Origin of the sequence: Streptomyces sp. BA2 (assembly GCF_009769735.1) — a bacterium.
Taxonomy (GTDB): domain Bacteria; phylum Actinomycetota; class Actinomycetes; order Streptomycetales; family Streptomycetaceae; genus Streptomyces.
This window is the reverse complement of record NZ_WSRO01000002.1, coordinates 8,658,381-8,685,129: the sequence shown is the minus strand read 5'-3', so window position 1 is coordinate 8,685,129 and position 26,749 is coordinate 8,658,381. Positions and strand designations below refer to the sequence as shown.

The following is a 26,749-nucleotide window of genomic DNA, read 5'->3' as shown; positions in this document are numbered from 1 at the left end:
GGCCGAAGCGAAGTTCACCACGGGACCGGTGAGCCGGACGACCCCGTCGTCACGGCACGTGCCTCAGTCTCCTTCTGTGCCCGCCGCCCGCTCTGGCCTACCATCGGTCGGACATGGCCACACGGGAGACGCGACTCCAGGGCGGTGCGGTGCGCACGGTCCTGTTCGCCATGGCCTTCCTCTTCCTCGTCCCCTCGCTCGGGACCGACGGTCCGTCGAGCACCGCCGTCGCGACAGTCGCCGAAGAGCGCGGTGCGGCCGCCGTCACCTCCTTCGGTCCGCACGCCGAGCGCGCGGTCGACAGCCGTGACAGTGGCAGTGACAGTGGCAGTGACAGTGGCAGTGACCGGGCCCGCGACGGCAGCCGTGGCTGTCACGAGGGCGAGAACAGGGCGCCCCGCGGGGCGTTGCCCGCTCCCGAGCGGTCCAGTTCGCCCGCCTTCGAGGCGACGCCATCGCCGTACGAGCCGCGGGACGAGGCTCCCGCACTGCCCGGCGCCTCTCCCCCGGACGCGACGTCCGTCGACCTCTACAGAACCCAGGTCATCAGAACGTAGACGGGATCTCTCCGCCCGCACCGCGCCGACAGAACCGGTCGGCATCACCGCGTCACCTTCACCGATCAACAGGAGAGATCCGCATGCCCCTTTCCACTTCCACCAGCACACACACGGCCGCTCTCCGCGGCACCAACTCGACGCTCACCCCCGCGCAGTACGGCGGTGACATCGGCCTCCTTCTGCTGCGCTGCGCGGTCGGTCTGACCATGGCCGTCCACGGCAGCCAGAAGCTCTTCGGCTGGTTCAACGGCGCCGGTCTCGACAGCACCGCGGGGTTCTTCGCGAGCGACGGCTACTCCGCCCCGAAGACCATGGCCACGGTCGCCGGTCTGACCGAGACCCTCTGCGGCCTCGGTCTCGCCATCGGTCTGCTCACCCCGCTCGCCGGTGCGGGCATCCTCGGGATCATGCTCAACGCCATCGCCATGAAGTGGGGCAATGGCTTCTTCAGCCCCGCCGGCATCGAGTACGAACTGGTCCTGCTCACAGCTGCCGTGAGCCTGGCGCTTGCCGGCCCCGGCAGGTTCGCCGTCGACCACCTCCTGCCCGTCCCGCGCGCACACCGGCTCTCCCACGGCATCACCGCCGTGGCACTCGGCGCACTGTCGGCCGCGGTCGTCCTGGTGGCCCTGCACAACTGACCCACAGAGCCTCGCACTTCCCCGCCGGGCGGGCCCGCCCGGCGGGGAACAACGCTCCGTGTCACGTGGTCAGCACGGTGGCTGCTTCACGTGCCCCCCCGGGCGCCCGCGCGATCTCGGTCAGTAGCGTGCAGCCTGGGCCCGGCGGCTAGCGGCCCATTCGGACTGAGCCAAGGAAGAGGCCGGGAAGCAGAGTCGTGGTCAATCAGCAGTACGTCCCCACCCGTGTCGCGGCCCCCTCGCAGGCGCGCAGAGCGTCCGCGGCCGTCATCGACGCGCTCGTCGCTCTGGTGTGAGGCCTCGCGGCCGGAGCCGCGGCCGGTGTGAAGGTGAGTGACGGCGTGGTCGAACTGCGGCCGCAGTCCCCCACGGTGTGGGGCCTTGCACTCGGCGTGGCCGTCGGAGTGTCCTTCGTCAACCATGTCCTGCTCGCGCAGGCGGCCAGGGCCAGCCTCGGAAAAGTGATCTCGGGACTGCGTGTGGTCCGCGCGTCCGACGGGCGACGTCCCGGCCTCGTCCGGCTCATCGGGCGTTGGCTGTTCGGCTTCTACTGGATGGTCGTCTTCGTCCCTGTTCATCTGGCGACGGACAGCGACGTGGAGCAGCAGGACGCGGTGGGGGTGCGTGTGGAGCGTCGGGCGATCCGTTCTTGACGCGGCAGCGGCGAGGGTCAGGCGCCCGCTCCCCGGTACAGGCCCCGGCGTTCGGCTGCCCTGATGGCCCGGTGGTCCGTGTCGACGTCCCTGCGGCTGTCAGCGGCAAGGATCAGCTCGCCCGGGGAGTCGGTCCGGCCCACGGTGCGCCGCACGCGGGCGCCGGGGCGCAGATCGCCCACCGTCTGCCGGACGGTGGGCAGTGCCGTGATCGTTCGCAGCAACCCCTCGTCGAGCGCTCCGTCCTGCGGAGCGATCAGAGAGACGCGTGCGACGTGCTGCCGGGGCAGGGGACGTGTCGGTAAGCGGGAGCTTCCGGGGAGCGCGGCCTGTACCGCGTCCTTCACGAGGTTGCTTCCGGTCAGCTCGCGCAGCACGAGGTCGGCGGCGTCCATCGGCGGCCCGGGCTCAGCGCGCGCCAGCACCGGTTCCTGCCCGTCCACGACCACGAGGCGGCTGCGGAGCACGCCCGTGGTCACCCCGAGGATGTCCAGGACCCGCAGCATGTAGAGGGTCAGGAGCCGGGGTACGAGCCCGCGCGGATCGACCAGGTCCGACCGGTCGTGCAGACCGGCGGGGGTCCGGGTCTCGGCCCAGATGCGGGTGACGCGGTGCTCCACCGCGCCGTGCGGGCCGCGCCCGGTGACGGTGTCGAGGTGGTAGACGGTGCCGGGCAGGTACTCCTGGAGGACCAAGTGCGGGCCCATGCCCTGCTGTTGGGTGGCCTGGAGCATCTCGCGCCAGGCCACGGCGAGGTCATAGCCCGACAGGCACCGCCGGACGGGAGCTTCGATCGTCGTATCGGCCGCAGCGACGAGATACTCCGGCAGATCGTGGAAGGCGGCCCAGTCGAGCGCGGCGGCCAGACTCGCCGTACGGATACCGCGCGGGGCCGCCACGCCCGCGATGGCCAGAGTCTCGGCCTGGAGCCCGATGTCGTGGCGCAGCAGCGAGCTGGAGGGGTCGTTGCCCGTGCTCCGCAGCCTCTCGGCCAGCTGGTCGGCGAGATCGACCCCGAGTGAGCTCCCTGCGACCACCGCGCCCACCCGGTAGGGCGCCAGCGACTTGACGGTCTCGCTCAGAGAGCCGGTGTGCACGATCCGGTGGTGGTACTCCCCGCTGACGGTGGATCCCGCGAGTTCCGGCGGCAGGACGTCGGGGGCCAGTTCGATCGCGACGCAGGGCCAGCCGCGCGCGGTGAACTCGCGGGCGTACGCGCCGCCATCGCCGTAGGGGGCCACGACTACGGCCGCGCGGACCGGGGTCGAAGCGGTCTCCCCCGGTGTCGAAGCGGTCTCAAGGGCAGCGGGCGCGGCCGGCTGGAGGGCCATGACGGATGTGCTCCTCAAGCATTGACGAGTCACGTAGATCTTTGTGTACGCCGGACAGCCTGGTGTACGCCCAACGACCTGTCAACAATTGGGGCACTCGGAGGGACCGTCTACTCGTCCCGAGGCTCCAGGCTCGCCCGTCGCGCGCGCTCCTGAAGCGCGAGCGTGTCCAGGGCAGGGAGGATGTCCCGCAGCACGTCGACCTCGCCCGTGCTGCGCAGGGCGAGGCTGTCGGCCCCAAGTCGCTTGAGCGCGACCTTCGTTGCCAGCTTCGGCAGATCCTCGTTGACCATGCGCCTCAGATGTTCGGCGAGGGCCTCGCCCTCACTGCGGAAGCAGAACCCCAGGGGAGCGCGGAAGAAGTTCTCCAGGGTGCCGACCATGTCGTGGCGCGGCTTGCGCTCGCCGTTGAAGATGTTCCAGACGGTCTGCCGCGTGATGCCGGTCCGCGCGGCGATGTCGGCGTCCCTGAACGGCTTCTGAGTGTCCGGGTTGAGCCGCGTGGCCCTGAGGAAGGTCAGGCGCGGCAGCAGGAGGGCCAGGCGGAAGCCTTCCCGCTCCTTGGCCTCCGCCGGTTCCTCCTCGGTGAGAGGTGCCCCGTCGAGCAGCGCCTGTGCGCGTTCTGCGGCGATGCCGGTCATGTAGGAGACGTGCCGCGGAGGCAGCAGGTCTCCCCTGGTCTTGCCCAACCGGGCGGCGTAGGCGTCGACATCGACCAGGAACCGGTCGATGGCATACCTCAGGAGGTACTCCCGCGGCAGCCCTTCTCGCTGGGCGTCCGCGTGGGAGGCGGCCAGCAGCCGGTCGATACCGCCTCCTCCGGGGTCGGCGTCTGCGTTCACCTGTAGGTCTCCAAGGGCCACGGAACACGATGGGCGGTTTGAGGATAGCCACTGACGCCCGCCCCCACCTGCGGGCTTCCTCGATCGTTGACACCCCGTCGAGGGGTGCAGGAAGATCGCTGACCAGATGAGGGGCCGTAACACGGCTGTTCGTGCCAGCCTCACGCTGCGGCATTCCCCAATTGTTGACGACTGAATCGGTGTCATGACTTCCTATCCTGATTTTCCCGCCGCTGCCAGCACTCTCTTACCGCCCCCGGGCTGCCCCGCTCATCCCGCGGCGCTGCCGCTGGCGGAGATCGACGCGCACCCGGACCCGCGAGATATGTACCGCAGGATGCGGGCCGAGCACGGGCCCGTGGTCCCCATCACCCTGGACGGGGTGTTCGCCTGGCTGGTCATCGGCTACCAGGAGGCGAAGGTCGTGATGCGCGAGGGGGTGGCCTACAGCCGCAGCCCTCGGCCCTGGCGGCCGCGCAGCCCGGTACCCGCCGACTGGTCCCTGGCGCTGCACACGCAGGAGCGGCCCAACGCCCTGTTCGCCACAGGGGAGGAACACACACGGTTACGCGGAGCCCTCACCCGCAGTCTGGGCCGTACCCGGCCCGGGACCGTACGCCGCTACACGCGCGACCGCGCGAACCGCCTGATCGACCAGTTCTGCGAGACCGGGAGCGCGGACCTCGTCGCCCAGTACGCGGCGCAGCTGCCCCTCATGGTCCTGATGCGGATCTTCGGGTTCTCGGAGCAGGCGGCGCAGCAGCTGGTGACCGCCCTGCCCGCACTCCTGGACGGCGGAGAGGAGGCGCAGCAGGCCAACCAGCAGATCATGAGCGTCATCGAGGGCCACATCGCCTACCGGCGGCGGGAGCTCGGTGCCGACGCGATCGCCTGGCTCATCGAAGAGGACACGGCCCGGAGCACGGACGAGATCGCCCGCAGCAACGAGGAGATCCGCGAGCAGGTGTGGCTCACGCTGGCCTCCGCCATGGGCGCCATGGGGAACTGGATCTCGAACGGCCTCGAACGGCAGGTCAACAGTGCGCAGATGCGCAATGACGTGAACCACGGCCTCGCCGACATCGAGGGGGCCATGCGGGCCACGCTGTGGGAGCAGCCCCCGCTGCAGCGCGTCATCGGCCGCTGGGCCACGCGGGACGCCCGCCTGGGTGAGCAGGACATCGCGGCCGGCGACATGCTCGTGCTCGACCTGGCCGCCGTCAATCAGGACCCGTGCATGGGGTCGGACGCCGAGCGCGCCGCGATGGCCGCCCACAGCGAGGCCAACCTCCCTTACGGCGCGGGGGAGCACGAGTGCCCGTTCCCCGACCTGGCGGAGGCGATCGCGGTGACAGCGGTCGACTGCCTGCTGCAGCGGCTGCCCGACGTCCGCCTCGCCGACGGCGCGTCCCTGACGTGGCGCCCGTCCGTCATCGTTCGCGCCCTGGAGGCCCTGCCCGTCCGCTTCGCCCCGACCGCCCGATCCGCCTCGGAGGTCCCCCTTCATGCCTGACCTGACGCCGCCTCAAGTGACCTTGCTCGACCCGCGCGACCTCGTCGTGGCCGAGGGGCGCGGCCTCAGGGACCGGGGCCCGGTGGTGCGGGTCCGGCTCACCGGCGACGTGGAGGTGTGGGCCACCGGGGACCATGCCACCGCGCGCGAGGTGCTCACCCACCCGGACTTCCGCAAGAATCCGGCGCATTGGCAGGCGTACACCGACGGTGAGGTGCCCGACAGCTGGCCCTTGCTGGAACTGATCACCCTCTCCGGCATGCTGAACGCGGACGGCGTGGACCACACCCGGCTGCGGAAACTGGTGGGCAAGGCCTTCACGCCGCGCCGGATCGAGGCACTGCGGCCGCGCGTCGAGGAGATCGTCCAGCGCCTTACCGACGACCTGGCTGCCGAGCCCGGCCCGGTCGACCTGCGGCAGGCGTTCGCTCTCCCGCTGCCGATGGCCATCATCTGCAGCCTGTTCGGGCTCGGTCTGGACAAGAGCGAGCAGCTCGCCGACAACTTCGCGGCCCTGCACGACGAGAGCCGCGCCGAGGAGGCGCCGGCGGCAAAGACGGGTCTCGTGTCCGTGATCAGTGAGCTGATCTCCGAGAAGTCCGCGGCGCCCGGCGACGATCTGACCTCGGCCCTCATCGCCGCCCACGGCGACGGACAAGGCAGCCTCAGCGAGAAGGAGTTGACGGAGACCCTGCTCCTTTTCCTCTTCGCGGGGCATGAGACCACCGCCAACCTCATCGGCAACGCGGTGGTGAACCTGGCCCGCCATCCCGAACAGCTCGCCCTGGCCCGCGAGTCGGACGCATGGGCGGCCGTCATCGACGAGACGTTGCGCCGCGACAGCCCGGTCCGCACGGTGATGTTCTACTACGCCGCGAAGGACGTGACCCTCTCGGGCACGGAGATCAAGGCAGGGCAAGCCGTGGTGATCCATGTCGCGGCCACCGGGCGCGACGCGCGGCAATTCGGCCCGACAGCCGAGGAGTTCGACGTACTGCGCGAGGCGGCGGCCTCCCATCTCGGGTTCTCCCATGGTGTCCACTACTGCATCGGGGCTCCACTGGCGAAGATGGTGGGCGCGACCGGCCTGCGGGCCCTCCACAGCCGGTTCGACGTCGAACTCGCCGCCGAGCCGGAGCCGGTGGCCTCCTACTCGTCCAACGCCGCCGGGGCTCTGCCGGTTCTGCTGAGGAGCCGGACAGCGGTCTAGGTGATGCTTCCGACCTCTCCAACATGGCTGTGCTGACCGGGAGTTGCTCTCGCGCCATGGGATTCGATCACCGGCAGGACGGGCTGATAGTGTCCCGGCGCGGGACGCACGTCTGGGAGGGCTGACCCCATGCATTCCACCGGCACCCCCGAGCACCGCACCGGCCCAGGCCGCCTGATCCCCGGCCGGGTCTCCACGGCCGTGCGCAAACGCCTCGCCTGGAGCATGGAAGAACGTCGCGCAGCGCGCCTCATCTACAAGGAACTCGCGCTGGAACCCGACGCCGGGCTCATGGACCTGGTCGAGGCCGTCGGGAAGAAGCGCGGCCGCCCCATCGAGATCGTCCAGCGCTCTCTGAGCCCACAGGCGACGGGCATGTGCCTGCCGGGGAAGGAGGGCGACCGTATCGTCATCACCACCAACACCAGCCCGCACCACCAGCGCTTCATCCTGGGCCACGAGCTCTTCCACCTGCTCGAGGGTGAGGACGACGACGACTGCGTCAGCGGGCACCACTTCCAGGGCTCCGACGCCCTGGAGAGCGAACTGACCTCCCTGCCACCCGGGTTGGTGGACGACGTCATGAGCGGCCCCGTCTTCTTCCGTACGACATTCGAGCGCAAGGCGGAGTGGCGCGCGGAGGCCTTCGGGACCGTCGCCGCGCTGCAACTGACCGGCAAGAAGGGCGCGGGGTCGCTCACTTCCGCCTTCGCCAACCGGCGGTTCCACTGATGTGGCACGTGGTCCTCACCGCGGTCAATCTGGCCATCGCCGGATTCGCCCTGACCCTGGGCTTCGCCAAGGCCCACGCCGCCCGGGGCAATCCGGACCTCACCCTCAAACTGACGGCGTCGGTCCTGATCCACTGCGGCGTGATCTTCCTGCTCTGCACGCCCGCCGTCTACCGGGCCGTGGGCGCGGCCGCGGGCTCCGCCAATCTTCCGGCGCTCATCGTCAACTCCGCCACCCTGCTGTGTCTCGGCCATGCCCACCTGATGACTCAGCTGTGGCACCCGGCACGCAAGGAGCGGGCCGCCCTGCGGCGCACGATCGCCACCTGGGCGCCGGTGTACGGCAGCGCCATCCTCCTGATGACCGTCCTCTACGTCTGGGCCGACGTGCGGGGCCCCGCACGCCCCCTCCGCTACTCCGCGGCCTATGCCGACATCTGGCAGGTCGTCGCCTTCCAGGTCGTCTACTCGGTCGGCATCGTCGCCACCGCGCTCGTCACCATGCAGCAGTGCCGTGGCGTCGTCATGCCGGGGCGGCCCGACCTCGACATGGCCCTGCAGAAGAGCCTCAAGGCGTTCGCGACCGCCGTGGCCCTGGACATCGCCAACATCGCCCTGACCCTCACCGCGGTGATCTCAGCCGTCGCCACGGGCACACATCGCCTGGACTTCCTTGCCGAGGGCGCATGGCTTGCCACCATCGCCAGCGGCGTGGCCGCTTCCTTCGCCCTGGCCCGGCTCGTGTTCAGCTCCCGGCGCGAGGAGCGCCGCGACTGCCGGGCGATGGAACAGCTGTGGAAGGTGGCGACACGGCTCGGCGAGGACAACGGACAGCTCGTCCTCGCTCCGCAGCCGCTGTTCTGGTGGCGGAACTGGCGGGTGGAACTGCTCCGCCGGCTCGCCGAGATCCGCGAGGGCGAGCGCGTCCTGAGCCCGTGGTGGAGCGGGGCACCCGCTCAGGCAGTGGCCGGCCTCGCCGACCGTGAAGCCGACCTGCCCGACCACTTCGACCTGGTCGCGGCCCAGGCCGCCGCCGTCGTACTGCACGCGGCCCGAGCGCGCGGCCAGGGCCTGCCGCCGCTGCCTGACCACACGCGTCTGAAGGCCATGCCCGGCGGCAGAGTCCCCGAGGAACAAGAGCGGGCCCACCTCGTCCTGGTGGCACGGCACTTGAACCTTCCGCTCGTCTCCGAAGCCGTCACCCGCGCAGGCTGCGGGGTAACCGCCCCTGCTGGGCCTGGCGTTGCCGTGCCCGGAGGGTGACGTAGCGTATCGGCATGTCCACGCCGCCATCACAGCCCGGTGGGTTCGGCGCTGCCCCGCCCCCGTACGGGCAGCAGCCTCCGCAACCGCCCTACGTTCATCCGCCCTTCCCGCAGCAGGGCCAGCCGTACGGGCAGCAGCCCTACGCCGCAGGGCACGGTCCATGGGGTGCGCCGCCCATGGCTCCGCCGCCCAGGCACAGCACCGGCAAGATTCTCGCCGTCGTCGGTGCCGGCGTGGGGGCCCTGGTGGTGGCGATCGCCGGGTTCGCGGTGTTCGGCGACGGGGCAGGGTTCCCGGAGGCGAAGTATCGCCTGCGGGTGCCCGCCGAAATGGTCGGGGGGACGTTCAAGCTCAGCACGGACCTCTCGGACACCACGGGCCGGCAAATGGTGGAGGAGAACCGGAGCCGCAGCAACGTCCGCGACCCGACGGGCGTCGTGGGCGGGTACACGGGACAAGGCGAGCAGGACGGCAGCAGGCTGGTCGTCTCCGGCATGTACGGGCGGTTCAAGGATCCGGCGTTGTCGCGGACCTACATGATGGAGGGCGCCGCCGAAGCACCGGGCGCCACGGTCGCCGTCCCCGCGCACGACATCACGCCCGAGGGCTCCGGCATGACACTGCGGTGCCAGGTGCTGACCTCCGAGCAGGCCGGGGTGCGGAGCAACGTCCCGATGTGCGCGTGGGGCGACGCCAACACCGGGGCAAGTGTGGGTCTGATCACCGATGAGAACGTGAGCCAGGCCCCCGAAGACGTCGACCTGGTCGAGGTCGCACGCATCACGCTGGCAGTACGCGAGGAGATGCGCGAGCCGATCGCCTGACGCGGACAGGGCCCCGTGGGGGGCCTTCTCAGCTGACCATGTCGACCAGCAGCTTCGCGGCCACCTCCGCCCCGTCGGCCCGGACCGTGGCGGCCACGGCCCTCGCCCGTGCTCGGGTGTCGTGGGCCAGGGCCGTCGTGAGCGCGGTGGACAGGGATTCGCCGGTCGGGGTGGGGCCGTCGTGTGCCGCGCCGACGGCACCCCTCGGCCGCCCGGACGACCGCCTCGAAGTGGCTCGCGATCAGCTCGGCAGCGCGCCGGGGCAGGGACGACGGCCGCGGTGCCGCGGTCGTCAGCGCGCGCGCCGACCGGCCCACTTCCGCAGGTTCCTAGGCCGAGGATTCTCCCGCATCACCCCGGCCCGGCGCTGCCAGGAGATCGCGGACCTCGTCCGAGGTGGTCTCCTGGAGTTCCTCCGCGACGAGCACCCAGCGCGTGATGCCGACCGACTCCAGGAACGTCAGGTCGTGGCTTGCGATCAGGAGCGCGCCCTCGTACGACTCCAGTGCGCCGGTCAGCTGGCGCACGCTGGCCAGGTCCAGGTTGTTGGTCGGCTCGTCGAGCATCAGCAGCTGAGGGGCCGGGGCGGCGAGCATCATCGCCGCGAGCGCGGCACGGAAGCGCTCGCCGCCCGAGAGGGTGCCCGCCAGTTGTTCGGCGCGTGCCCCCTTGAAGAGGAAGCGCGCCAGCTGGGAACGGATCTGGTTGTCGGTGAGCCCGGGAGCAAGGCGGGAGACGTTCGCCGCGACGCTCAGAGCGTCGTCGAGCACATCCAGGCGCTGCGGCAGGAACCGCAGCGGCACCGACGTCCTGACCTCGCCGGACAGGGGTGCCAATTCCCCGGTGAGGGTGCGCAGCAGCGTCGTCTTGCCGGCGCCGTTGCGCCCGACGAGAGCGATCCGTTCGGGCCCCTGCACATGCAGGCTGCCATCCCGCAACTTGCCGAAGCGAGGGCGCAGTTCGCGCAGGGTCAGCACCGTGCGGCCCGCGGGCACAGCGGTGTGCGGGAGGCTGACGCGGATCTCCGCGTCGTTGCGGATCGCGTCCGCCGCCTCCTCGCGCCGCTCGCGTGCCTCGTTGAGCCGCTCCTCGTGCAGGCCCCGGAGCTTGTCCCCGGACTCCTGCGCGGAGCGCTTCTTCTCCCCCGCCACGATGCGCGGGGCGCGCCGCTGGGCGTCCATCTTCTTGCTGTGACGCTGGCGGCGGGCCACCTTGACCTGGGTCTCCTCCAGTTCGCGCTTCTGGCGGCGTACGTCGGCCTCCGCGGCCCGCAGCATCCGTCCTGCCGCTTCCTGCTCGGTGGCCAGCGCTTCCTCGTAGGCGGACCAGCCGCCGCCGTACCAACTCACCGAGCCGGCGCGCAGTTCGGCGATGCGGTCGACACGTTCGAGCAGGTCGAGGTCGTGGCTGACCACGACGAGGACGCCGGAGCGCCAGGAGTCGACGGCCTCGTAGAGTCTGCGGCGCGCGAACAGGTCGAGGTTGTTGGTCGGTTCGTCGAGGAGGAGGACGTCCGGGCGCTCCAGGAGCAGTGCGGCGAGGCGCAGCAGCACGGTCTCCCCGCCGGACAACTGGCCCACGGTCCGGTCGAGTTCGACGTCGCCGAGGCCGAGTGACCCCAGCTGGGCCAGGGCTCGCTCCTCGACGTCCCAGTCGTCGCCGAGCGTCTCGAAGTGCTCCTCGCGTACGTCACCGGATTCGATGGCACGCAGTGCGGCGCGCCGCTCGGCGATGCCCAGGGCCTGGTCGACGCGCAGGGTCGTGTCGAGGGTGATGTTCTGCGGCAGGTAGGCGAGGCTGCCGCCGGCGGTCACCGAGCCCTGGGACGGGCGCAGTTGACCGGCGAGCAAACGCAACAGGGTGGACTTGCCGGTGCCGTTGGCGCCGACGAGCCCGGTGCGGCCCCGGCCGATGCTGACGGAGAGACCATCGAAGACGCTCGTGCCGTCCGGCCACTGGAACGTCAGGGCGGAGCAGGTCAGGGAGGCGCTGGGTGTCGTGGGCAGAGGCATGGTGAATCTCGCAGTCGCAGACGTGGCGGGCAGGGGGCGTCGTATGCGAGCACCACGCGGCGACCGGCCGGGAGAGGGGGTGCGGCGGTCCGGGAGATCGAGGGACGGCTCATGCACCGAGGTCGCATCCACGCGGGGTCACGGGCGGCACGGCAAGGCCGGCTGCGGCGTGACGGGCGTACGGCGAAGGGCCGTACGGCGCGGTGATCGCGAACCTCAGATGCGCAACGTCCACCTCTATCGGAGACAACAGGACCGTTCGAGACGATAACGACCACAGGGGAGAAAGGCAAAGCCTTATGTCATCTCCTGAGGTCACCGCCTGAGGTCACCGCCGTGCCTGGATCAGGGCGTGGGTCCCGCTGGTGCGCCACCCCTGGCCGTGTTCGGCGACGAGCGTCGCCTCGGTCCGCTCGTCGAGTCCGACGATCACGTCGGACTTCAGTGTCCGCAGGGCGGCCACCGGTCCCGGGAAGTACGCCGTGCGCTCCTCGAACGGCGTGGTGGCGGGCCACAACTGGTCGCCGACCAGGCGCCGGTAGTTCAGGTCGCCCTTCATGACGGTCACGTCGGCGTCGGCGAATTCCTGGCGCAGGTCGTCGGACATCCGCGCGTACGGCAGCGGGGCGCAGGAGAAGGTGTGGCTGCGGACTTCGAGCCGGCCGTCGCCCATCGCCGACCACAGGCGTTCGCCCACCTCCGCCGCGGCGCCCCGCGCGCCGTTCAGCCGGCGCAGGCAGTCGATCACGTCGGCGGTCATGGCGTCCGAGACGTAGTACGGGTAGGGCTTGACGTGCAGAACGGCCCGTTCGGCCCGCTGGTGCCGCAGCAGGTGGTCGATCAGGATGAGGTCGGGAAGCAGCTCGCGTCCGGCGTTGTCCGCGACCAGGCACAGCGTGGCCGCGCCGCCCTCGGGCAGCAGGGACCACAGCAGCTCGGAGTCGTCGGCGACGAGACGCGAGTCGACGGCCCCGGCACCGCCGCCGCCCACGGCGAAGCCCAGGTCCGCGCGGTTGCCCCACAGTGAGCCCAGGAGCAGGGCCTGACGCTGCTCGTCGACGGGCCGCGGGGCGAGCCGGTCGAGCGCGGCCAGTTCCTCGTCGGCCTCCCCGGTGTGGAGTTCCGCCTGCTTGAAGGGGCGGAACGGATCGATCCCCTGCCAGGGCCCCGCCTCGAAGTACCCGACAGCGGCGAGGAGTTGGCGGTAGAAGTAGCTCTCGGCCCACAGGAAGGGCACGTCGAACCAGGACAGACCGAAGTACTCGCGTCCCCACTCGTCCCACAGGTGACGGTCGTGCGCCTCGGGTCCCAGCGGTTCGATCACCCCCTCCGTGGCCTGCACAAGGAGGGCGTCGAGGGCGCGATGCTGCCGCGGACCGTAGGGGAAGGCGTCGCGCACCTTCTTGATGAGCGCGGGGTGCCGCTCGGCGAGCACGCTCCTGGGGAACGAGCCGGGCTCGTTGCTCAGGATGACGGGGGCGTCGACTGCGTCGTTCATTCCTTCACCTTTTCTTCTCACTATTTGACGACTTGAGGGCAGGCCGGTCTACGGTGACCGGCCCTCTATCCCCCACGTTTCAGAGGTACAGCTTCATGCCTGCATTCAACCGTCGACGCTTCCTCCAGGCAGCGGGTGGCACCGCCGGCGTCGCGGCTCTGTCCGCCAGCATCATGCGCGCCGCCGACATCCCCGCCTCCGCCAGGTCGGGATCGATCGACGACGTCGAGCACATCGTGGTCCTCATGCAGGAGAACCGCTCCTTCGACCACTACTTCGGCACCCTCAACGGCGTCCGGGGATTCGGTGACCCCCGCCCGCTGATCCTGGAGAGCGGAAAGTCCGTATGGCATCAGTCCGGCGACGGCGAGGAAGTCCTGCCGTACCACCCGGACGCCGACGACTTGGGAATGCAGTTCATCGCCGGGCTCGACCATGACTGGGAGACCGGTCATCAGGCGTGGAACAAGGGCAAGTACGACGACTGGATCGCGGCCAAGTCCTCCGGGACGATGGCCCATCTGACCAGGGAAGACATCCCGTTCCATTACGCGCTCGCCGACGCCTTCACGGTCTGCGACTCCTACCACTCGTCGTTCATGGGCGCGACCGACCCCAACCGCTATTACCTCTACACCGGGCACGCCGGAAATGACGGCAAGGGCGGCGGTCCGGTCCTCGGCAACGAAGAAGTCGGCTACGACTGGACCACCTATCCCGAGCGCCTGGAGAAGGCCGGGGTGTCGTGGAAGATCTATCAGGACACCGGCGACGGGCTCACCAAGGAGGGGCTGTGGGGCGTCCTGGAGGACGCCTACCGCGGAAACTACGGCGACAACTCGCTGATGTTCTTCAACAAGTTCCGCAACTCGAAGCCCGGTGACTCGCTTTACGAGAAGGCGAGGAAGGGAACGAACGTCAAGGAGAGCGGCCATCTCCTCGATGACCTCCGCGCGGACGTCAAGTCCGGGAAACTCCCGGAGATTTCCTGGATCGCCGCTCCGGAGGCGTTCTGCGAGCATCCCAACTGGCCAGCGAATTACGGTGCTTGGTACATCTCGCAGGTCCTGGACGCGCTGACGTCCGACCCCGAGGTGTGGAGCAAGACCGCCCTGTTCATCACGTACGACGAGAACGACGGCTACTTCGACCACGTGCCGCCGCCCTATCCGCCGGCCGACTCCTCCTGGGGCGCGTCCACCGTCGACACCGAGCTCGACGTCTTCCCCGGCGACAGCGACTACAGCGCGGGCCCCTACGGGCTCGGCATGCGGGTCCCCACCCTCGTCGTCTCCCCGTGGTCCACCGGCGGCTACGTCTGCTCCGAGGTCTTCGACCACACCTCCGTCATCCAGTTCATGGAACGCCGCTTCGGCGTCCACGAACCACACATCTCCCCCTGGCGCCGGGCCATCTGCGGCGATCTCACCTCGGCCTTCGACTTCAGCCTCAAGCGCACCGAGCGCGCGGACCTGCCGAGCACCGACGCCTACGAGCCGCCGGACCAGGAACGGCACGACAGCTACCACCACTCGCCGCCGGCCTCCCCCGCCCTTCCCAAGCAGGAGAAGGGCGCAAGGCGCACCCGGCCCCTGCCCTACACGCCGCTTGTCACCGCGGCCGTCAAGCCCTCCGACGGCACCATCAAGCTCACCTTCACGCCGGGTGACGAGACCGGCGCCTGCTTCCTCGTCACCTCCGGCAACCGCGACGACGGGCCCTGGACCTACACCGCGGCGGCGGGCAAGAAGATCTCCGACACCTGGAGCACCGGCCCCTCGGACGGGACGTACGAGCTGACTGTGCACGGCCCCAACGGTTACCTGCGTACGTACGAAGGCACCGCCGCGACCCCGGGTCCGGAAATCACCGCCCGCCACGACGAGAGCAGCGGCCGCGTGAAGCTCACCTTCACCAACCCCGCCGAGACCGCCTGCCGGCTCACGATCACCAACGCATACGGCGGCAAGAGCACCGAGCTCACCGTCGCGGCGGGTGGCCGCAAGACCCGCTGGGTCGACCTCGGCCACAGCAAGCGCTGGTACGACCTGCGGATCACGTCCGACAGTGACGGCGCCTACCTGCGCAGGTTCGCCGGACACGTCGAGACGGGCGAGCCCGGCACCAGCGACCCGGCGCTCCGCACCGCCTGACCCTGCCACCCCCGTCGGCTATCCCCCGTCGTCTCCCTCGCCGCTGCCCGGCCTGACGCGCACGTGCATGCGCTCGCCCTGGGCCCCGTACAGGGCGAGGAATTCGACGGGGATGTCACCGGCGTTGGCGAAGCCGTGAGGGGTGCGGGTGTCGAACTCGGCGGCTTCGCCCGCGGTGAGGACCAGGTCGTGGTCGCCCAGGGCGAGCAGCAGGCGTCCGGAGAGTACGTAGAGCCATTCGTAGCCCTCGTGCATGCCCTGCTCGGGGCGCGTGGTCTGCCGGGTGGTGTTCCTGGCGACCGGCATGACCTGCTTGTAGGCGTGCATTCCGCCGAGGTAGCGGGTCAGAGGCACCCAGGTGTTGCCGTGGCGCATGAACGGCCGCGGGTGGATGCGCGGGTCGCCGGTCCGGGGCGCGCCGACCAGTTCGTCGAGCGGTACGCCGTACGCCTTGGCCAGGGGCAGCAGGAGCTTCAGGGTCGGCTCGCGCTGTCCGGCCTCCAGACGCGAGAGCGTGCTCAGGGAGATCCCCGTCTCCTCGCTCAGCCGGGCCAGGGTGGCGCCCCGTGCCTTCCGGAGCGCCCGTAGCCGCGGCCCGACGGCGGTCAGTACATCCGTGAGTTCGGCGTCGTCGCTCATCCCTCCATTTGCCGTTGCGGCAAATATCTTTGTCAAGCCGCCAGGGCCGCGCGCAGGGTTGCCGCAGAGCAGAAGGAGCCCACATGAGCGACCACACGACCGACCCCACCGACGGCACCCACGCCGCCCACGACACCCACACCTCCGCCGCGTCCGCCGCCGATTCGGCCGAAGCGTTCTGGGACGAGCGCTACAACCAGAGCGGCCGTCTGTGGAGCGGCGAACCCAATGCCGCACTAGTCCGCGAGACCGAGGGGCTCGTCCCGGGCAGCGCCCTGGACCTGGGCTGCGGAGAGGGGGGCGACGCGATCTGGCTCGCGCGGCAGGGCTGGCGCGTCACCGCCACCGACATCTCCCGCATCGCCCTCGGCCGTGCCGCCGAGCACGCGGCCGAGGCCCAGGTCGCCGACCGCGTCGACTGGCAGCACCACGACCTGGGGGCCTCCTTCCCGGCCGGCAGCTACGACCTGGTCTCCGCCCAGTTCCTGCACTCCCTCCACGAGATGCCGCGCGAGCGGATCCTGCGTAGCGCCGCCGAGGCCGTCGCGGCGGGCGGCACTCTCTTGATCGTCGGTCACATGGGCTTCCCCGCCTGGGAGACCGAACCGCACCCCGGCGTGGACTTCCCCAGCCCCCAGAAGGTCCTGGCCTCCCTCGACCTGCCGACCGAGCAGTGGGACGTACTCGTCTGCGACACCCATGAGCACTCCCTGACGGCCCCGGACGGCGAGCCCTCCACACGGACCAACTACACCGTCAAGCTGCGGCGGCGTACGCGGTAGAGCAGGTGCAGCACCCGGTCGCCCTGGATCACCGTGTGCGGGTCCTCGAGCAGGTGCTGGGCGTCGACCGATCCGAAGTACCGCTTGCCCGAGCCGAAGACCACGGGCACGACGTCCATCGCCACCTCGTCCACCAGGCCGAGGGCGAACGCCTGCCCGCCGACGTCACCTGCCGCCACAGCGACAGTGCGCTCCCCCGCGAGTTCCTTGGCCTTCGCGATCGCCTGTGCCACATCGTCGACGAAGTGGTACGACGCCTCGGGGTGCCACCCCTCCGGCTTGGGCCGGTGCGACACCACGACCACGTGCTCGCCCGCCGGCGGCGCGCCCTCCCAGCCGTTGGTGATGTCGAACAGGTGACGCCCTATCACCATCGGCCCGATGCTCGCCCACACCGGCCGCACGTACTCGGCCGAGACCTTCGAGACCTTGCCGACGTCGCCGAGTGCGGAGTCGCCGTTGGAGTACCAGCATCTCCCGGGTGTTCCGCAGCTCGAGTTATCCCCTCTCAGGCATAGACCCGGTACGCCCCCGAAACTCATCGTGCCGGTCCGGTGGCCTTACTGGGGCTTGGGGAGTCGCACGGTCAGAGTCACCATGCTGCCGCCGGGGCCCGCGGAGATGGTGAGCTCGTCGGTGAGCAGGCCTGCGAGCCACAGGCCTCGGCCGCCCGCGTGGCCGTCGAGGCCGGGAGCCAGCTCGGGGATGACGTCGGCGCTGAAGCCGGGGCCCACGTCGTGGATGTGGCAGGCCAGTTGGCCGTTGCTGCGCTGCAGGACCAGCGTGCCGCCACCGCCCGCGTGCTCGACCGCGTTGGCCGCCACGGCGTCCAGGGCCACGATGAAGTCGCCGCGCCGTGGTTCGGTCAGGCCTTGGTCGTCGGCGTACTGCTCGACGAGCATCCGCAGCCGGGGCAGATCGTCCTGGGTGAAGCGCGACTCCAGCAGGGTGACGGGAGGAACCTCGTGAGGGCCTGGGGTGGTCGTCATCAGCGAGCCACCTCGCTGATCACCATGTGGGGCACCTGGTCGGCGCCTGCTCGGCGCAGTATGCGGGCCGGTGTCGGTGGACAGTGGACATGGACCGGGCCGTGCGGATGTTCCAGAACCAGCCGGAGCAGGTCCACGGCACAGGCGACGCCGAGGAACACGAGACCGGACAGGTCCACGATCAGCGGCTGCCGGGAGCCTTCGCTGCGCCTGAGCCCCTCGCGCACGGCGCCGATGAACTGCTCCCGGGTGGCGATGTCCGCCTCGCCGGCCAACTGCACCCGCCCTTCGGCCTGTTCCGCGTGCAGAGCGCCCAGGCGGGGCAGCAGCCGGCAGGGGTGCGCCTTGTGCATGGCCGTCACGACGTCAGGATGGAACCAACGGCTGTCGTAGGCACAGATCTCGGTGTAGGGGCGGTCGGTGAACAGATGCTGGGCGTGGGATTCGCGGTGCATCATCACCTCGACATCGGCGCCCAGGTCCCCCACCCAGTGCATGTCGATGTAGGTACGCAGCCCGCTGTACCCCTCGGCCAGGGCACGGTCGGTCTCCTCCGTGATGCGCTCCCACTGCCGGTGGGGAGTGAACGCGTCCTGGGGGTGGATGAGGGCGCGCATGCTGCTGAGCACCAACTGCCCGTTCTCCCGGGCGGTTCCCAGCAGGGCTCCCGGCGCGTCCAGCCGGTCCCACACCTGTGCGTCGTCCATGTGCGGAGCGGCGAAGACCATCACCTTCTCGCGTTTCACGAGCCCCGCCCACGCAAAGGCGGACACCACGTCGCGGCCCGCGTCGTCGTCGGCGTAACTGACGAAGGCGTGGTCGCCCGCCCGGAGATGCTGGACCGGGATCGTACCGCCCGACGCCGAGCCGGCATCCGCCATCTCTCACCTCCAGGGCCGAGGTGGCCCGACGGGGAACAAGTGCGGGCCACACGCTAGCGGTCCATACCTCACGGCGGCGCATCTCCGCAGATAGCGACAGTTAGCTGGCAACGCGCCCTCTCTTGGTGATCGAGAGTGCGTGAAGGTGATCCGTTCAGAGCTGGTTCTGTTCGTCGAGTGCCGTCCGGCGCCTGCGGCTGCCGACGGGTATGACAGCGCCACATTCCACGCCGGACTCAGGATGCCGGGAGGGCGTGATCCACGAGTGCGCGCGCGTAGGCGGCGTCCAGTTGGCCGGGACGGAACAGGATGCGGTACATCATCGGTGCCACCACCCGGTCGATGACCTGCTCCGTGTCCGGAACGGCCTCGCCCCTCTCCGACGCACGGGCGAGGACGATGCCGATCTGGTCCGCGGCGTAGGCGGAGCACTGGCCGGCGTTGCTCCCGTCCGGGTCTCCGAGCAGGGCGTCCCTGATGTAGGCGCGCCCCGGCGGGGAGGCCATTTCGTCGAGGAACTGCTCGGCCCACGCGCCGAGGTCCGCCCGCAGGGTGCCGAGGTCGGCCGGCGGCTCCTCGGGGCGCAGGTGTTCGACCGCGACGTCGGACAGGAGCTCCTGCAGGTCTCCCCACCGGCGGTAGACGGTAGACGGGGTCACCCCCGCGCGAGCCGCGACGAGGGGAACGGTCAGCCCGTCGCGCCCCAGCTCGGTCTGGAGCTCACGGACCGCCGCGTGGACGGACTCCTGAACACGGGCGCTGCGCCCTCCGGGGCGAACCCTGGGCTTGGGACTCATGACTCCACTCTAATCCCTTAATGCGAATTCGTTGCTTCTAGCTTGGCGCCAACACCGGTGCCGGTGCCGGAGCGGCCACCTCGTAGGCACGCCCGACCCGCAGCACGGTCGCTTCGTCGAGGGGGCGCCCCATCAGCTGCATGCCGATCGGCATGCCCGCGTGGTCCTGACCCACGGGCAGGGTCAGCGCCGGCACTCCGGTGATGTTGGCGGGGGCGGAGAGACGGACGTAGCTGTCGGAGACGGACTCCACCGTGCCGTCCGCCCACTCGACGCTGTCCTGACCGGCCTTGGCGGCCGTCATCGGCACCGCCGGAGCCGCGATCACATCGACGTGGCCGAGCAGCTGCGCCCAGGCCTCGCGCATCAGCGCCCTCGCACGCTGGGCCCGGAGGTAGTCACCTGCGGACACGAACTCGCCCGCCTCCAGCAGGACGCGGACGTCCGCCGTGTACAGATCGGGCACCGAGCGAAGCGTGCGCTCGTGGTACGAAGTCGCCTCCGGGACCATCAGCCCCCACTGGGTGGCCTGGATGTAGTGCGCCAACGGGATCTCTACGTCGACGAGTTCGGCCCCGAGCCCCTGGAGCTGCCCGATGGCCCGGCGCACGCTCTCCTCGACCTCCGGGGTGACCCGCTCGAAGTAGTAGTTGCGCGGCACTCCCACTCGCAGCCCGGTGAGGTCACCTGCTTCAGGGTCGGGCCGGTCCCGTCCCACCAATGCGGCGAGGACGAGTGAGGCGTCCCGCACCGTGCGGGTGAGGGGGCCGACATGGTCCAGGGACCAGGACAGGGAGGTCACACCGCGGCGGGGGATCAGGTCGTACGTCGGCTTGAGGCCGACCACGCCGTTGAGCGCCGCGGGCACGCGGATCGATCCGCCCGTGTCGGTCCCCAGCGCGAAGGTGGCCTCTCCCGCCGCGACGGCGACGGCCGAGCCCCCGCTCGACCCGCCCGCGACACGGCTGTGGTCCCAGGCGTTGCGCGTCTGAGGGGTGGTGAGCCCGTAGGCGAACTCGTGGGTGTGGGTCTTTCCCAGCAGCACCGCACCGGCCTCGGACAGACGCGCGGCGACGGCGCTGTCGCGTTCGGCGACGTGGTCCGCCCTGACGTGCGAGCTCGCCGTGGTGGGCATGCCTTCGGCGTCGATCAGGTCCTTCAGGCCCATGGGTATTCCGTGCAGCGGACCGCGTGACCTCCCCAGGGCGATCTCGCGCTCGGCACGGGCCGCCGACTTCCGGGCGGAGTCCGCGGCCACGGTGACGTAGGCCTGGAGGCGTGTTTCCACCGCTTCGATGCGGCCGAGCACCGAATCGGTCAGTTCGACCGGGGAGAGCTCTCCCGCGGCCACGGCACGGGCGGCGTCGGCGAGCGAAAGCTCATACGGCTGCATCGACGTCCTCCTGTCCGGCCGTGTAGGAGATCGCGGGCGGCGTCTCACCGAAGTCCAGTTCGCGCAGCGTGGCGATGACGGACTGGATGTGGCGGGCGGTCGACGCCACCACCTCGTGACGGTCGCTCGCCAGCGGCAGGCCCGCCCGGAGCGCCCCTCGGGCGGCCTCCTGCGGGGTGAGTTCGGCGGTGTTCATGTGCGGCCTCTCGACTCGTGGCGCTGCGCGGGGGACGGCGGACGGCGGCCCGCCACACCACAGCAGCACTCAAAAGCTAACGGTTTGCTTTAGCGAGACCATAGGCCCTACGCTGACCTTAACGCAAACGCATTGCTTTTAGCCTCGAGGGAGAACCGCATGTCCACCACCACGCCCCACGCCGATCCTCTTCCCAGCACCCCGGCCTGGACGGTGGGAGACCTCACCGTCCGCCGTGTCGACGAGGTACATCTGCCCCCGCGGACAGGCCCCTGGCTGCTGCCAGGAGCAACCCCGGAGATCGTCGCCGACCTCCCCTGGCTGCAGCCGGAATTCGTGGACGAACAGCGCGTCCTGCGGCTTGCGAGCCACAGCTTCGCGGTCGAGGCCAACGGGCTGCGCGTACTCGTGGACACCGGTATCGGCAACGGCAAGCAGCGGGCCAACCCCGCGTGGGACAACCTGAACAGTGACTACCTGGCACGGCTGACGGAGGCCGGCTTCACACCCGAGACGGTGGATCTCGTCGTCCTCACCCATCTGCACACCGACCACGTCGGCTGGAACACCCGGGCGGACGGGGCCAGTTGGGTTCCCACCTTCCCCAACGCCCGCTACCTCACGACCCGCGCCGAATGGGACTACTGGGCCGGCGTCGACATGGACGAGGCCAGGCGCCAGATGTTCCGTGACTCCGTGCACCCCATCAAGGAGGCAGGCCTACTGGACGTGCTCGACGTTCCTTCCGGCGGCGCCGACATCGCGCCGGGTCTCCGCCTGCGCCCCACCCCGGGCCACACACCGGGTCAGGTGGCGGTGGAACTGAGCAGTCACGGCGAGAGCGCGCTCATCACCGGTGACTGCATCCACCACCCCGTCCAGCTGGCCCACCCCGATCTGGGGAGCTGCGTGGACATCGACCCCGCGGCCGCGGCGAGGACCCGCCAGGAGCTCCTCAGTTCCCTCTCCGGCACACCAACTCTGCTGCTGGGCAGCCACTTTCCGCCGCCCACAGCAGGCCACGTGGTCCCCGAGGGCGACACCTACCGGCTCGTCCCCGCGTCCTAGGGACGGCGGCTCGCGAGGACGCAGAACTCGTTGCCCTCGGGGTCGGCGAGGATGACCCAGCTCTCGTCGCCGCTCTGGCCGACGTCGGTGTGACGAGCACCCAGGTCGAGCAGGCGACGGACCTCTTGGTCCTGCTCCCTGTCGGTTGGATTGACATCGATGTGGAGCCGGTTCTTGATGGCCTTGCCCTCGGGTACCCGCGCGAATCCCAGCGTCGGTGGCACCGGTCCGACGCGCTTCCCGCCTTCGGGCACCAGAGGGGAGCCGATGGAGATGAATCCGTCCTCCGCCTCTTGCACCTCGTAGTCGAGCACAGCGCACCAGAACCGGGCGAGAGCGCCGGGATCGACACAGTCGATCGCGAGCTCGGTGAACTTGCTTGCCACGTCAGGATCTCCCCGTCAGATAGCGCTTCCAGCTTCCACTGAACTGAAGGGTCCACGCTATCTTTCGAGTTGCCCCTACGGGATCCTTCGAGCTGTCAGCCGCGCTCGAAGACCGCGACGCTCCGTGCGGGGACGCTGAAGGTGCCTGAACCTCCTTCGTACGACGATGACTTGACCACCGGGTCGGAGCCCTTCGCCTGAGTGGGGTGGAGCGCGTATGCCATGTCCTTCAGGGCCGTGACGCTCTGCTTCTGGGACTCCGGGGTCGCGTTGAAGATGACCACGAGATTCCCGAGCTCCATGGTGATGACGCCGGGGGTCTCCGCGGAGGTGCCCGACAGCGGGAAGGAGAGCCGGGACTGGACCTCGTCGGCCGTGGCCAGGGAGAACGCGGGCTCCGTCGCGCGCAGCTTCACCAGGTCCTGGTAGGCGGCCGACGTGCCGTTGATCTCGGCGCAGCCCGGGGTCAGGGACGCGGACGTCAACAGGGGCTTCCCGTACGGCCACTTGTCCTTGTTGTCGGCGGCCGGGGGCAGGCCGCGTCCGAAGCCGTTGCCGTCCTGGCAGTTCCAGTGCAGGGCGTTGAACCAGTCACCGCTGTCGTAGGAGTTGCGGTCCAGGGACTTCGAGCGGAGCAGGTCGCTGCCCGCCTGGGAGAGAGAAGGGCCCTGCGCCAGGGTCGCGGTCGCCATCGCGAGCACCTGCATGCGCGAGCGCTCGGCGGCCGTCGTGTCCGCGGGCAGCTTGAAGGCGAGGGCGTCGTAAAGGGATTCGTTGTCGTGGGCGTCGGCGTAGGAGAGGGCGTCGCCGGGGGCCGCCGCGTATCCGGCCGGTGCGCCGTTGTAGTCGACCTCGGAGCCCTTGACCCTGCGGCCGGAGGAGTCCGTGAAGGTGTACGCGGACAGGTTGCCGGTGAGGGCCACCTTGAGCAGGTCCTGGTAGCGCAGGAGCCTGGCCTTCTGCTCGGCCGGCATGCCGTTCGCCTTCGAGGCGTTGGGGTCGGTGAACAGGCCGCTTGCGAAGCCCTGGACGCCGGGGTCCTCGTCGAAGGGGCCGCCGCCGCGCGCCGCGTCGCGGCCCCGGTCGGAGAAGGTGGCGATGCCCGTGCCCGCCATGTTCTTCTGGGTGGCCTGGACGAAGCGGGCGTCGTCGGCGATCTCGCCGAAGTTCCAGCCCTCGCCGTAGAGGACGATCTTCTTCCCGTCGACGCCGTCCTTCTTGAGGGTCAGGGCGTCCAGGGCATTCCTGACAGCCAGGATGTTGGCCTTGGGGTGGTGGCCCATCAGGTCGAAGCGGAAGCCGTCGACCTTGTACTCCCTGGCCCAGGTGACCAGTGAGTCGACCACGAGTTTGCCCATCATGGCGTTCTCGGGCGCGGTGTTGGCACAGCAGGTGGAGGTGGCCACCGAGCCGTCGGGCAGCAGCCGCTGGTAGTAGCCGGGCACGATCTTGTCGAGTACGGACTTGTCGGCCTGGCCGCTCGCGACGGTGTGGTTGTAGACGACGTCCATCACCGTGCGCAGGCCCGAGCCGTTGAGGCCCTGGACCATCTGCCGGAACTCGACCGTGCGGCGGGTTCCGGCAGGGTCGCTCGCGTAGCTGCCCTCCGGCACCGTGTAGTGCAGGGGGTCATAACCCCAGTTGTAGGCGTCCTTGGCGGCGGACTTGGTGACGCAGGCCTGCTGCTCGTCGGAGTCCGGGGCGGGCGCCGTCAGGTCGCAGTCGGGCGTGGCCTGGTCGGCGGCGCGCTCGGGGATGGTACCGATGTCGAAGGCGGGCAGCAGGTGGACGTAGGAGGTGCCGGCCTCGGCCAGCTTGCGCAGATGCTTCATGCCGTCGGACGCCGTGTCGGTGAAGGCCAGGTACTTGCCTGGGTGACGCGCCGTGCGGTCCTCGACGGAGAAGTCGCGGATGTGCAGCTCCTGGATCTGCGCGTCACGCAGCGGCGTGGCCTTCGGCTTCTTCAGCCGCTCCCAGCCCTTGGGTGCAAGCTTCGGGTCGTCGAGGTCGACGGCGATACTGCGCTTCGAGTCGGCCGTGAGGGCCGTGGAGTAGGGGTCGGTGACCTTGTTGGTGACGACCTTCTGGACGCTGGGCGCCCACACCTTCACGACGTACCGGTACTGCTTGCCCGACCAGCTACGGGCCCCGGCGACGGACCACACACCGCTGGCGTCGTCGCGCCGCATCGCCACGCGCTTGCCGTCGAGTTCGAGGCTGACGGACTGGGCGGTGGGAGCCCACAGGGCCAGCGTGGGGCGGCCGTCGCGGAACTGCGGTCCGAGGGCGGCCTTGGTGGCGGTGGCGCTGTAGAGGTCGTCGAGGACGCCCTGTGTCTGGACGCCGGTGGCGCTCACCAGGCTGCCGTCGGCGCCGCTGCGGGTGGCGACGAGCTGGCCGGTGAGGGCGTGCCGGACCCGGTCGCGGTCGCGCGGGTCGACGGTGAAGGCCGCGTAGTTCTTCAGGTGGGGGTATTTCTCGCGCTGGGCGTCGGTGAGGCCGCCATCGGCCGGGGTGAGGCGTATCCGCCGCCCCTCGCCCGCGAGTTCGCCGTCCTTGACGGTGAGTTGTCCGTCGCGGGCGTACACCAACTCCTGGGAGACGGCGTCGCCTTGGACGTCCCAGGCGACCGTGTTCTTGTCGATCCACTGGGCCCGGGACGTGGACAGGTCGAGCGCGGCGGGCGCGGCGGCGGCGGCCGGTGCTCGGGGCGCCGCGACGGCCGAGGGCGTCAGGGGCGCCATGGCGGCGAGCAGGGCGAGGGCCGTGGTCACCAGGGTGCGGCGGGGGGAGCCGGTCAAGGGGAGCTTCTCCTTGTGGGTAACGGGATACAGGGGTGAGTAGGGGTACGGAGGTGCGGCCGCCCGGCGGCGGGGAAGCGAACGCCGGGCGGCCCGTGAAGCGGGGCGGTCAGCCGCGCCGCACGGCGCTCAGCAGCTCCTGGCCCCGGCGTGCAGAGCCAAGGCGGTGTTCGGCGCGACGGTGGCCGTGAACTGGCCCGAACCGTTGACGGTGACGCTCCTGCCGCTCTGGACGTCGCAGTAGCTGCCCGCGGCGAGGGAGGTCTGGAATGTCCGGGCGACCGAGGAGCCCTCGTGGTTGATGACCACGTACGCCTTGTCGCCGCGGCCGAACGCGATGGCGTCGTTGCCGTTGTCCCACCAGTTGGTCATGCCGGTCCCGCGCGCGGTGTTGCGGAACTTGACCATGCTCTTGATCTCGGGCCAGGCGTGCTGGCACTTCCAGCCGTCGCTGTAGCAGGCGTTCACATGGCCGCCGTTCGGCGATCCGGCGTCGTTGCTGCTGAACTCGTAGCCGGAGTGCACGTCCGGTGCGCCGTAGGGAAGAGCCAGCATGAAGACGTGCGCGAGGGTGTAGTTCGCGCCGTCCTTGTAGTTGAGGGTCTGGCCGTGCCGTTCGGTGTCGTGGTTGGCGACGAAGACGGCGGCCGAGCCGCTGGGCATGTAACCCCAGCCCTCGCCGAAGTTCTTCAGGTAGGCGAGCTTCTCGTTGTTGAACACCCGCTTCAGGTCCCAGCCGTAGCGGAACTCCTGGGCGTCGCCGGTGGCGGTGTACTCGCTCGGGGAGACCGCCTCGCCCGCGCCGTAGATCGTCTCCTGCTTCAAGTAGACGCCGGGATTGCTGAGCCGGGACTTGATGTTCTTCAGGTCGTCCACGGGGATGTGCTTGGCCGCGTCCACCCGGAAGCCGTCGACACCCAGGGACAGCAGGTCGTTCAGGTAGGCCGCGACCCGCCCCCGGACGTAGTCCTCACCGGTGTCGAGGTCGGCGAGTCCGCCCAGTTCGCAGTTCTGGACGTTCCAGCGGTCCTGGTAATTGCTGATGTCCGAGCGGCAGTTGTCCATGTCGGCGCCCGAGTACGTGCCCGGGTAGTCGTACTTGGTGAAGGCGGATCCTGCCGAGCCGGTGCCGTTGGCGTTCGTCATGTGGTTGATCACCGCGTCGACGACGACCTTGACCCCGGCCCCGTGGCAGGTGTCGACCATGTTCTTGAACGCGGCTCTGTCGCCGAGGCGGGTGCCGATCTTGTAGCTGACGGGCTGGTAGGCGGCCCACCATGCCTCGCCCTGGATGCGCTCCTGGGGCGGGGAGACCTGTACGTAGCCGTAGCCGTCGGGGCCGAGCTGCTGCGTGCACGCCTTGGCCACCGAGTCGAACTTCCACTCGAAGAGCACGGCCGTGACGTCCTTGCCGCCGGGCGGGGCGGCCTGCGCCTGCGGTGCTCCGGCGACGATGCCGCCCGCGGCTCCTGCGACCAGGGCGAGGGCGGCGGCGAGGGGTCTGCGGACTCTGATCTTTCGGCCAGCCATGAGGGCCTCCTGCATGAGTGAGGTGTGACCTTGAATGGCAACGCGCCGTGCCC

The 26,749-nt window shown here is 70.1% G+C and carries 24 protein-coding genes and 2 pseudogenes; 11 read left to right on the top strand and 15 right to left on the bottom strand.

Features of this window, described 5'->3' with window-relative positions; genetic code table 11:
• The first annotated feature begins 113 nt into the window (after nucleotides 1-113).
• The 3 genes from E5671_RS41570 (at nucleotide 114) to E5671_RS41560 (ending at nucleotide 1,854) form a co-directional block, all read left to right on the top strand.
• Nucleotides 114-557, top strand: coding sequence for a hypothetical protein (locus tag E5671_RS41570; RefSeq protein WP_160509380.1), 444 nt, complete (start codon nucleotides 114-116; stop codon nucleotides 555-557).
• Nucleotides 558-640: 83 nt separating this feature from the next.
• On the top strand, nucleotides 641-1,201 hold the full coding sequence (locus tag E5671_RS41565) for a DoxX family protein (RefSeq protein WP_160509379.1): 561 nt from the start codon (nucleotides 641-643) through the stop codon (nucleotides 1,199-1,201).
• A 329-nt stretch (nucleotides 1,202-1,530) separates the two neighbouring features.
• A complete protein-coding gene (locus E5671_RS41560; RefSeq protein ID WP_336605995.1) occupies nucleotides 1,531-1,854 on the top strand; it encodes an RDD family protein in 324 nt (107 codons plus the stop codon).
• 17 nt (nucleotides 1,855-1,871) lie between these two features.
• On the opposite strand, the gene E5671_RS41555 is transcribed toward E5671_RS41560, so the two are convergent.
• Nucleotides 1,872-3,185 (bottom strand): hypothetical protein, encoded by a 1,314-nt coding sequence (locus E5671_RS41555; protein WP_160509378.1) that lies wholly within the window; start codon nucleotides 3,183-3,185, stop codon nucleotides 1,872-1,874.
• A 110-nt stretch (nucleotides 3,186-3,295) separates the two neighbouring features.
• Nucleotides 3,296-4,027, bottom strand: a complete 732-nt coding sequence (locus tag E5671_RS41550) for a helix-turn-helix domain-containing protein (RefSeq protein ID WP_160509377.1) — start codon at nucleotides 4,025-4,027, stop codon at nucleotides 3,296-3,298.
• A 358-nt stretch (nucleotides 4,028-4,385) separates the two neighbouring features.
• Here E5671_RS41550 and E5671_RS41545 point away from each other — a divergent pair, with 358 nt between their 5' ends.
• The 4 genes from E5671_RS41545 (at nucleotide 4,386) to E5671_RS41530 (ending at nucleotide 8,744) form a co-directional block, all read left to right on the top strand.
• On the top strand, nucleotides 4,386-5,540 hold the full coding sequence (locus tag E5671_RS41545) for a cytochrome P450 (protein WP_237330353.1): 1,155 nt from the start codon (nucleotides 4,386-4,388) through the stop codon (nucleotides 5,538-5,540).
• Nucleotides 5,533-6,750, top strand: a complete 1,218-nt coding sequence (locus E5671_RS41540; RefSeq protein ID WP_160509375.1) for a cytochrome P450 family protein — start codon at nucleotides 5,533-5,535, stop codon at nucleotides 6,748-6,750. The genes E5671_RS41545 and E5671_RS41540 overlap by 8 nt, the downstream gene beginning before the upstream one ends.
• Before the next feature lie 129 nt (nucleotides 6,751-6,879).
• A complete protein-coding gene (locus tag E5671_RS41535; RefSeq protein ID WP_160509374.1) occupies nucleotides 6,880-7,482 on the top strand; it encodes an ImmA/IrrE family metallo-endopeptidase in 603 nt (200 codons plus the stop codon).
• Nucleotides 7,482-8,744 carry a DUF6545 domain-containing protein gene (locus E5671_RS41530; RefSeq protein ID WP_160509373.1) on the top strand — a complete coding sequence of 421 codons (1,263 nt, stop codon included), beginning with the start codon at nucleotides 7,482-7,484 and terminating at the stop codon, nucleotides 8,742-8,744. Before E5671_RS41535 ends, E5671_RS41530 begins: the two co-directional genes overlap by 1 nt.
• 29 nt (nucleotides 8,745-8,773) lie before the next feature.
• Here E5671_RS41530 and E5671_RS47170 read toward each other — a convergent pair whose 3' ends face one another.
• On the bottom strand, nucleotides 8,774-8,902 hold the full coding sequence (locus tag E5671_RS47170; protein WP_272902848.1) for a hypothetical protein: 129 nt from the start codon (nucleotides 8,900-8,902) through the stop codon (nucleotides 8,774-8,776).
• A gap of 21 nt (nucleotides 8,903-8,923) precedes the next feature.
• Between E5671_RS47170 and E5671_RS41525 the strand changes: the two genes are divergently transcribed.
• Nucleotides 8,924-9,571, top strand: coding sequence for a hypothetical protein (locus tag E5671_RS41525; protein ID WP_237330352.1), 648 nt, complete (start codon nucleotides 8,924-8,926; stop codon nucleotides 9,569-9,571).
• A gap of 329 nt (nucleotides 9,572-9,900) precedes the next feature.
• Here E5671_RS41525 and E5671_RS41520 read toward each other — a convergent pair whose 3' ends face one another.
• Entirely contained in the window at nucleotides 9,901-11,583 is a 1,683-nt protein-coding gene (locus E5671_RS41520) for an ABC-F family ATP-binding cassette domain-containing protein (RefSeq protein ID WP_160509371.1), read from the bottom strand.
• Nucleotides 11,584-11,911: 328 nt separating this feature from the next.
• A complete protein-coding gene (locus E5671_RS41515; protein ID WP_160509370.1) occupies nucleotides 11,912-13,081 on the bottom strand; it encodes a damage-control phosphatase ARMT1 family protein in 1,170 nt (389 codons plus the stop codon).
• A gap of 95 nt (nucleotides 13,082-13,176) precedes the next feature.
• Between E5671_RS41515 and E5671_RS41510 the strand changes: the two genes are divergently transcribed.
• Nucleotides 13,177-15,234, top strand: coding sequence for a phosphocholine-specific phospholipase C (locus E5671_RS41510; RefSeq protein WP_160509369.1), 2,058 nt, complete (start codon nucleotides 13,177-13,179; stop codon nucleotides 15,232-15,234).
• A gap of 18 nt (nucleotides 15,235-15,252) precedes the next feature.
• Here E5671_RS41510 and E5671_RS41505 read toward each other — a convergent pair whose 3' ends face one another.
• Nucleotides 15,253-15,873: a helix-turn-helix domain-containing protein gene (locus E5671_RS41505; protein ID WP_160509368.1), complete on the bottom strand. Its 621-nt coding sequence runs from the start codon at nucleotides 15,871-15,873 to the stop codon at nucleotides 15,253-15,255.
• 83 nt (nucleotides 15,874-15,956) lie between these two features.
• On the opposite strand from E5671_RS41505, the gene E5671_RS41500 reads away from it, so the two are divergent.
• Complete coding sequence (locus E5671_RS41500) at nucleotides 15,957-16,655, top strand: class I SAM-dependent methyltransferase (protein ID WP_160509367.1); 699 nt, start codon at nucleotides 15,957-15,959, stop codon at nucleotides 16,653-16,655.
• Here E5671_RS41500 and E5671_RS41495 read toward each other — a convergent pair.
• The 6 genes and pseudogenes from E5671_RS41495 to E5671_RS41470 form a co-directional block, all read right to left on the bottom strand.
• Nucleotides 16,622-17,125 (bottom strand): annotated as a pseudogene (locus E5671_RS41495) (dihydrofolate reductase family protein); the annotation flags it as partial. The gene E5671_RS41500 and the pseudogene E5671_RS41495 sit on opposite strands and share 34 nt — an antisense overlap.
• Nucleotides 17,126-17,215: 90 nt before the next feature.
• A complete protein-coding gene (locus E5671_RS41490; protein WP_160509366.1) occupies nucleotides 17,216-17,644 on the bottom strand; it encodes an ATP-binding protein in 429 nt (142 codons plus the stop codon).
• Entirely contained in the window at nucleotides 17,644-18,525 is an 882-nt protein-coding gene (locus E5671_RS41485; RefSeq protein WP_160509365.1) for an MEDS domain-containing protein, read from the bottom strand. Before E5671_RS41485 ends, E5671_RS41490 begins: the two co-directional genes overlap by 1 nt.
• 236 nt (nucleotides 18,526-18,761) lie before the next feature.
• The gene (locus tag E5671_RS41480; protein WP_160509364.1) at nucleotides 18,762-19,322 is read right to left on the bottom strand and encodes a TetR/AcrR family transcriptional regulator; all 561 of its coding nucleotides are present in this window, start codon (nucleotides 19,320-19,322) and stop codon (nucleotides 18,762-18,764) included.
• Between the two features lie 37 nt (nucleotides 19,323-19,359).
• Nucleotides 19,360-20,715 (bottom strand): amidase, encoded by a 1,356-nt coding sequence (locus E5671_RS41475; RefSeq protein ID WP_160509363.1) that lies wholly within the window; start codon nucleotides 20,713-20,715, stop codon nucleotides 19,360-19,362.
• Complete coding sequence (locus E5671_RS41470) at nucleotides 20,702-20,911, bottom strand: hypothetical protein (protein ID WP_160509362.1); 210 nt, start codon at nucleotides 20,909-20,911, stop codon at nucleotides 20,702-20,704. Before E5671_RS41470 ends, E5671_RS41475 begins: the two co-directional genes overlap by 14 nt.
• 159 nt (nucleotides 20,912-21,070) lie before the next feature.
• On the opposite strand from E5671_RS41470, the gene E5671_RS41465 reads away from it, so the two are divergent.
• A complete protein-coding gene (locus E5671_RS41465) occupies nucleotides 21,071-21,979 on the top strand; it encodes an MBL fold metallo-hydrolase (protein WP_160509361.1) in 909 nt (302 codons plus the stop codon).
• Here E5671_RS41465 and E5671_RS41460 read toward each other — a convergent pair.
• The 3 genes and pseudogenes from E5671_RS41460 to E5671_RS41450 form a co-directional block, all read right to left on the bottom strand.
• Nucleotides 21,976-22,365, bottom strand: coding sequence for a VOC family protein (locus E5671_RS41460; protein WP_160509360.1), 390 nt, complete (start codon nucleotides 22,363-22,365; stop codon nucleotides 21,976-21,978). The two genes, E5671_RS41465 and E5671_RS41460, sit on opposite strands and share 4 nt — an antisense overlap.
• Nucleotides 22,366-22,460: 95 nt before the next feature.
• Nucleotides 22,461-25,166 carry a pullulanase-type alpha-1,6-glucosidase gene (pulA, locus tag E5671_RS41455; protein ID WP_336605994.1) on the bottom strand — a complete coding sequence of 902 codons (2,706 nt, stop codon included), beginning with the start codon at nucleotides 25,164-25,166 and terminating at the stop codon, nucleotides 22,461-22,463.
• Nucleotides 25,167-25,298: 132 nt separating this feature from the next.
• A pseudogene (locus E5671_RS41450) lies at nucleotides 25,299-26,696 on the bottom strand (alpha-amylase); the annotation flags it as partial.
• Between the last annotated feature and the right edge of the window lie 53 nt (nucleotides 26,697-26,749).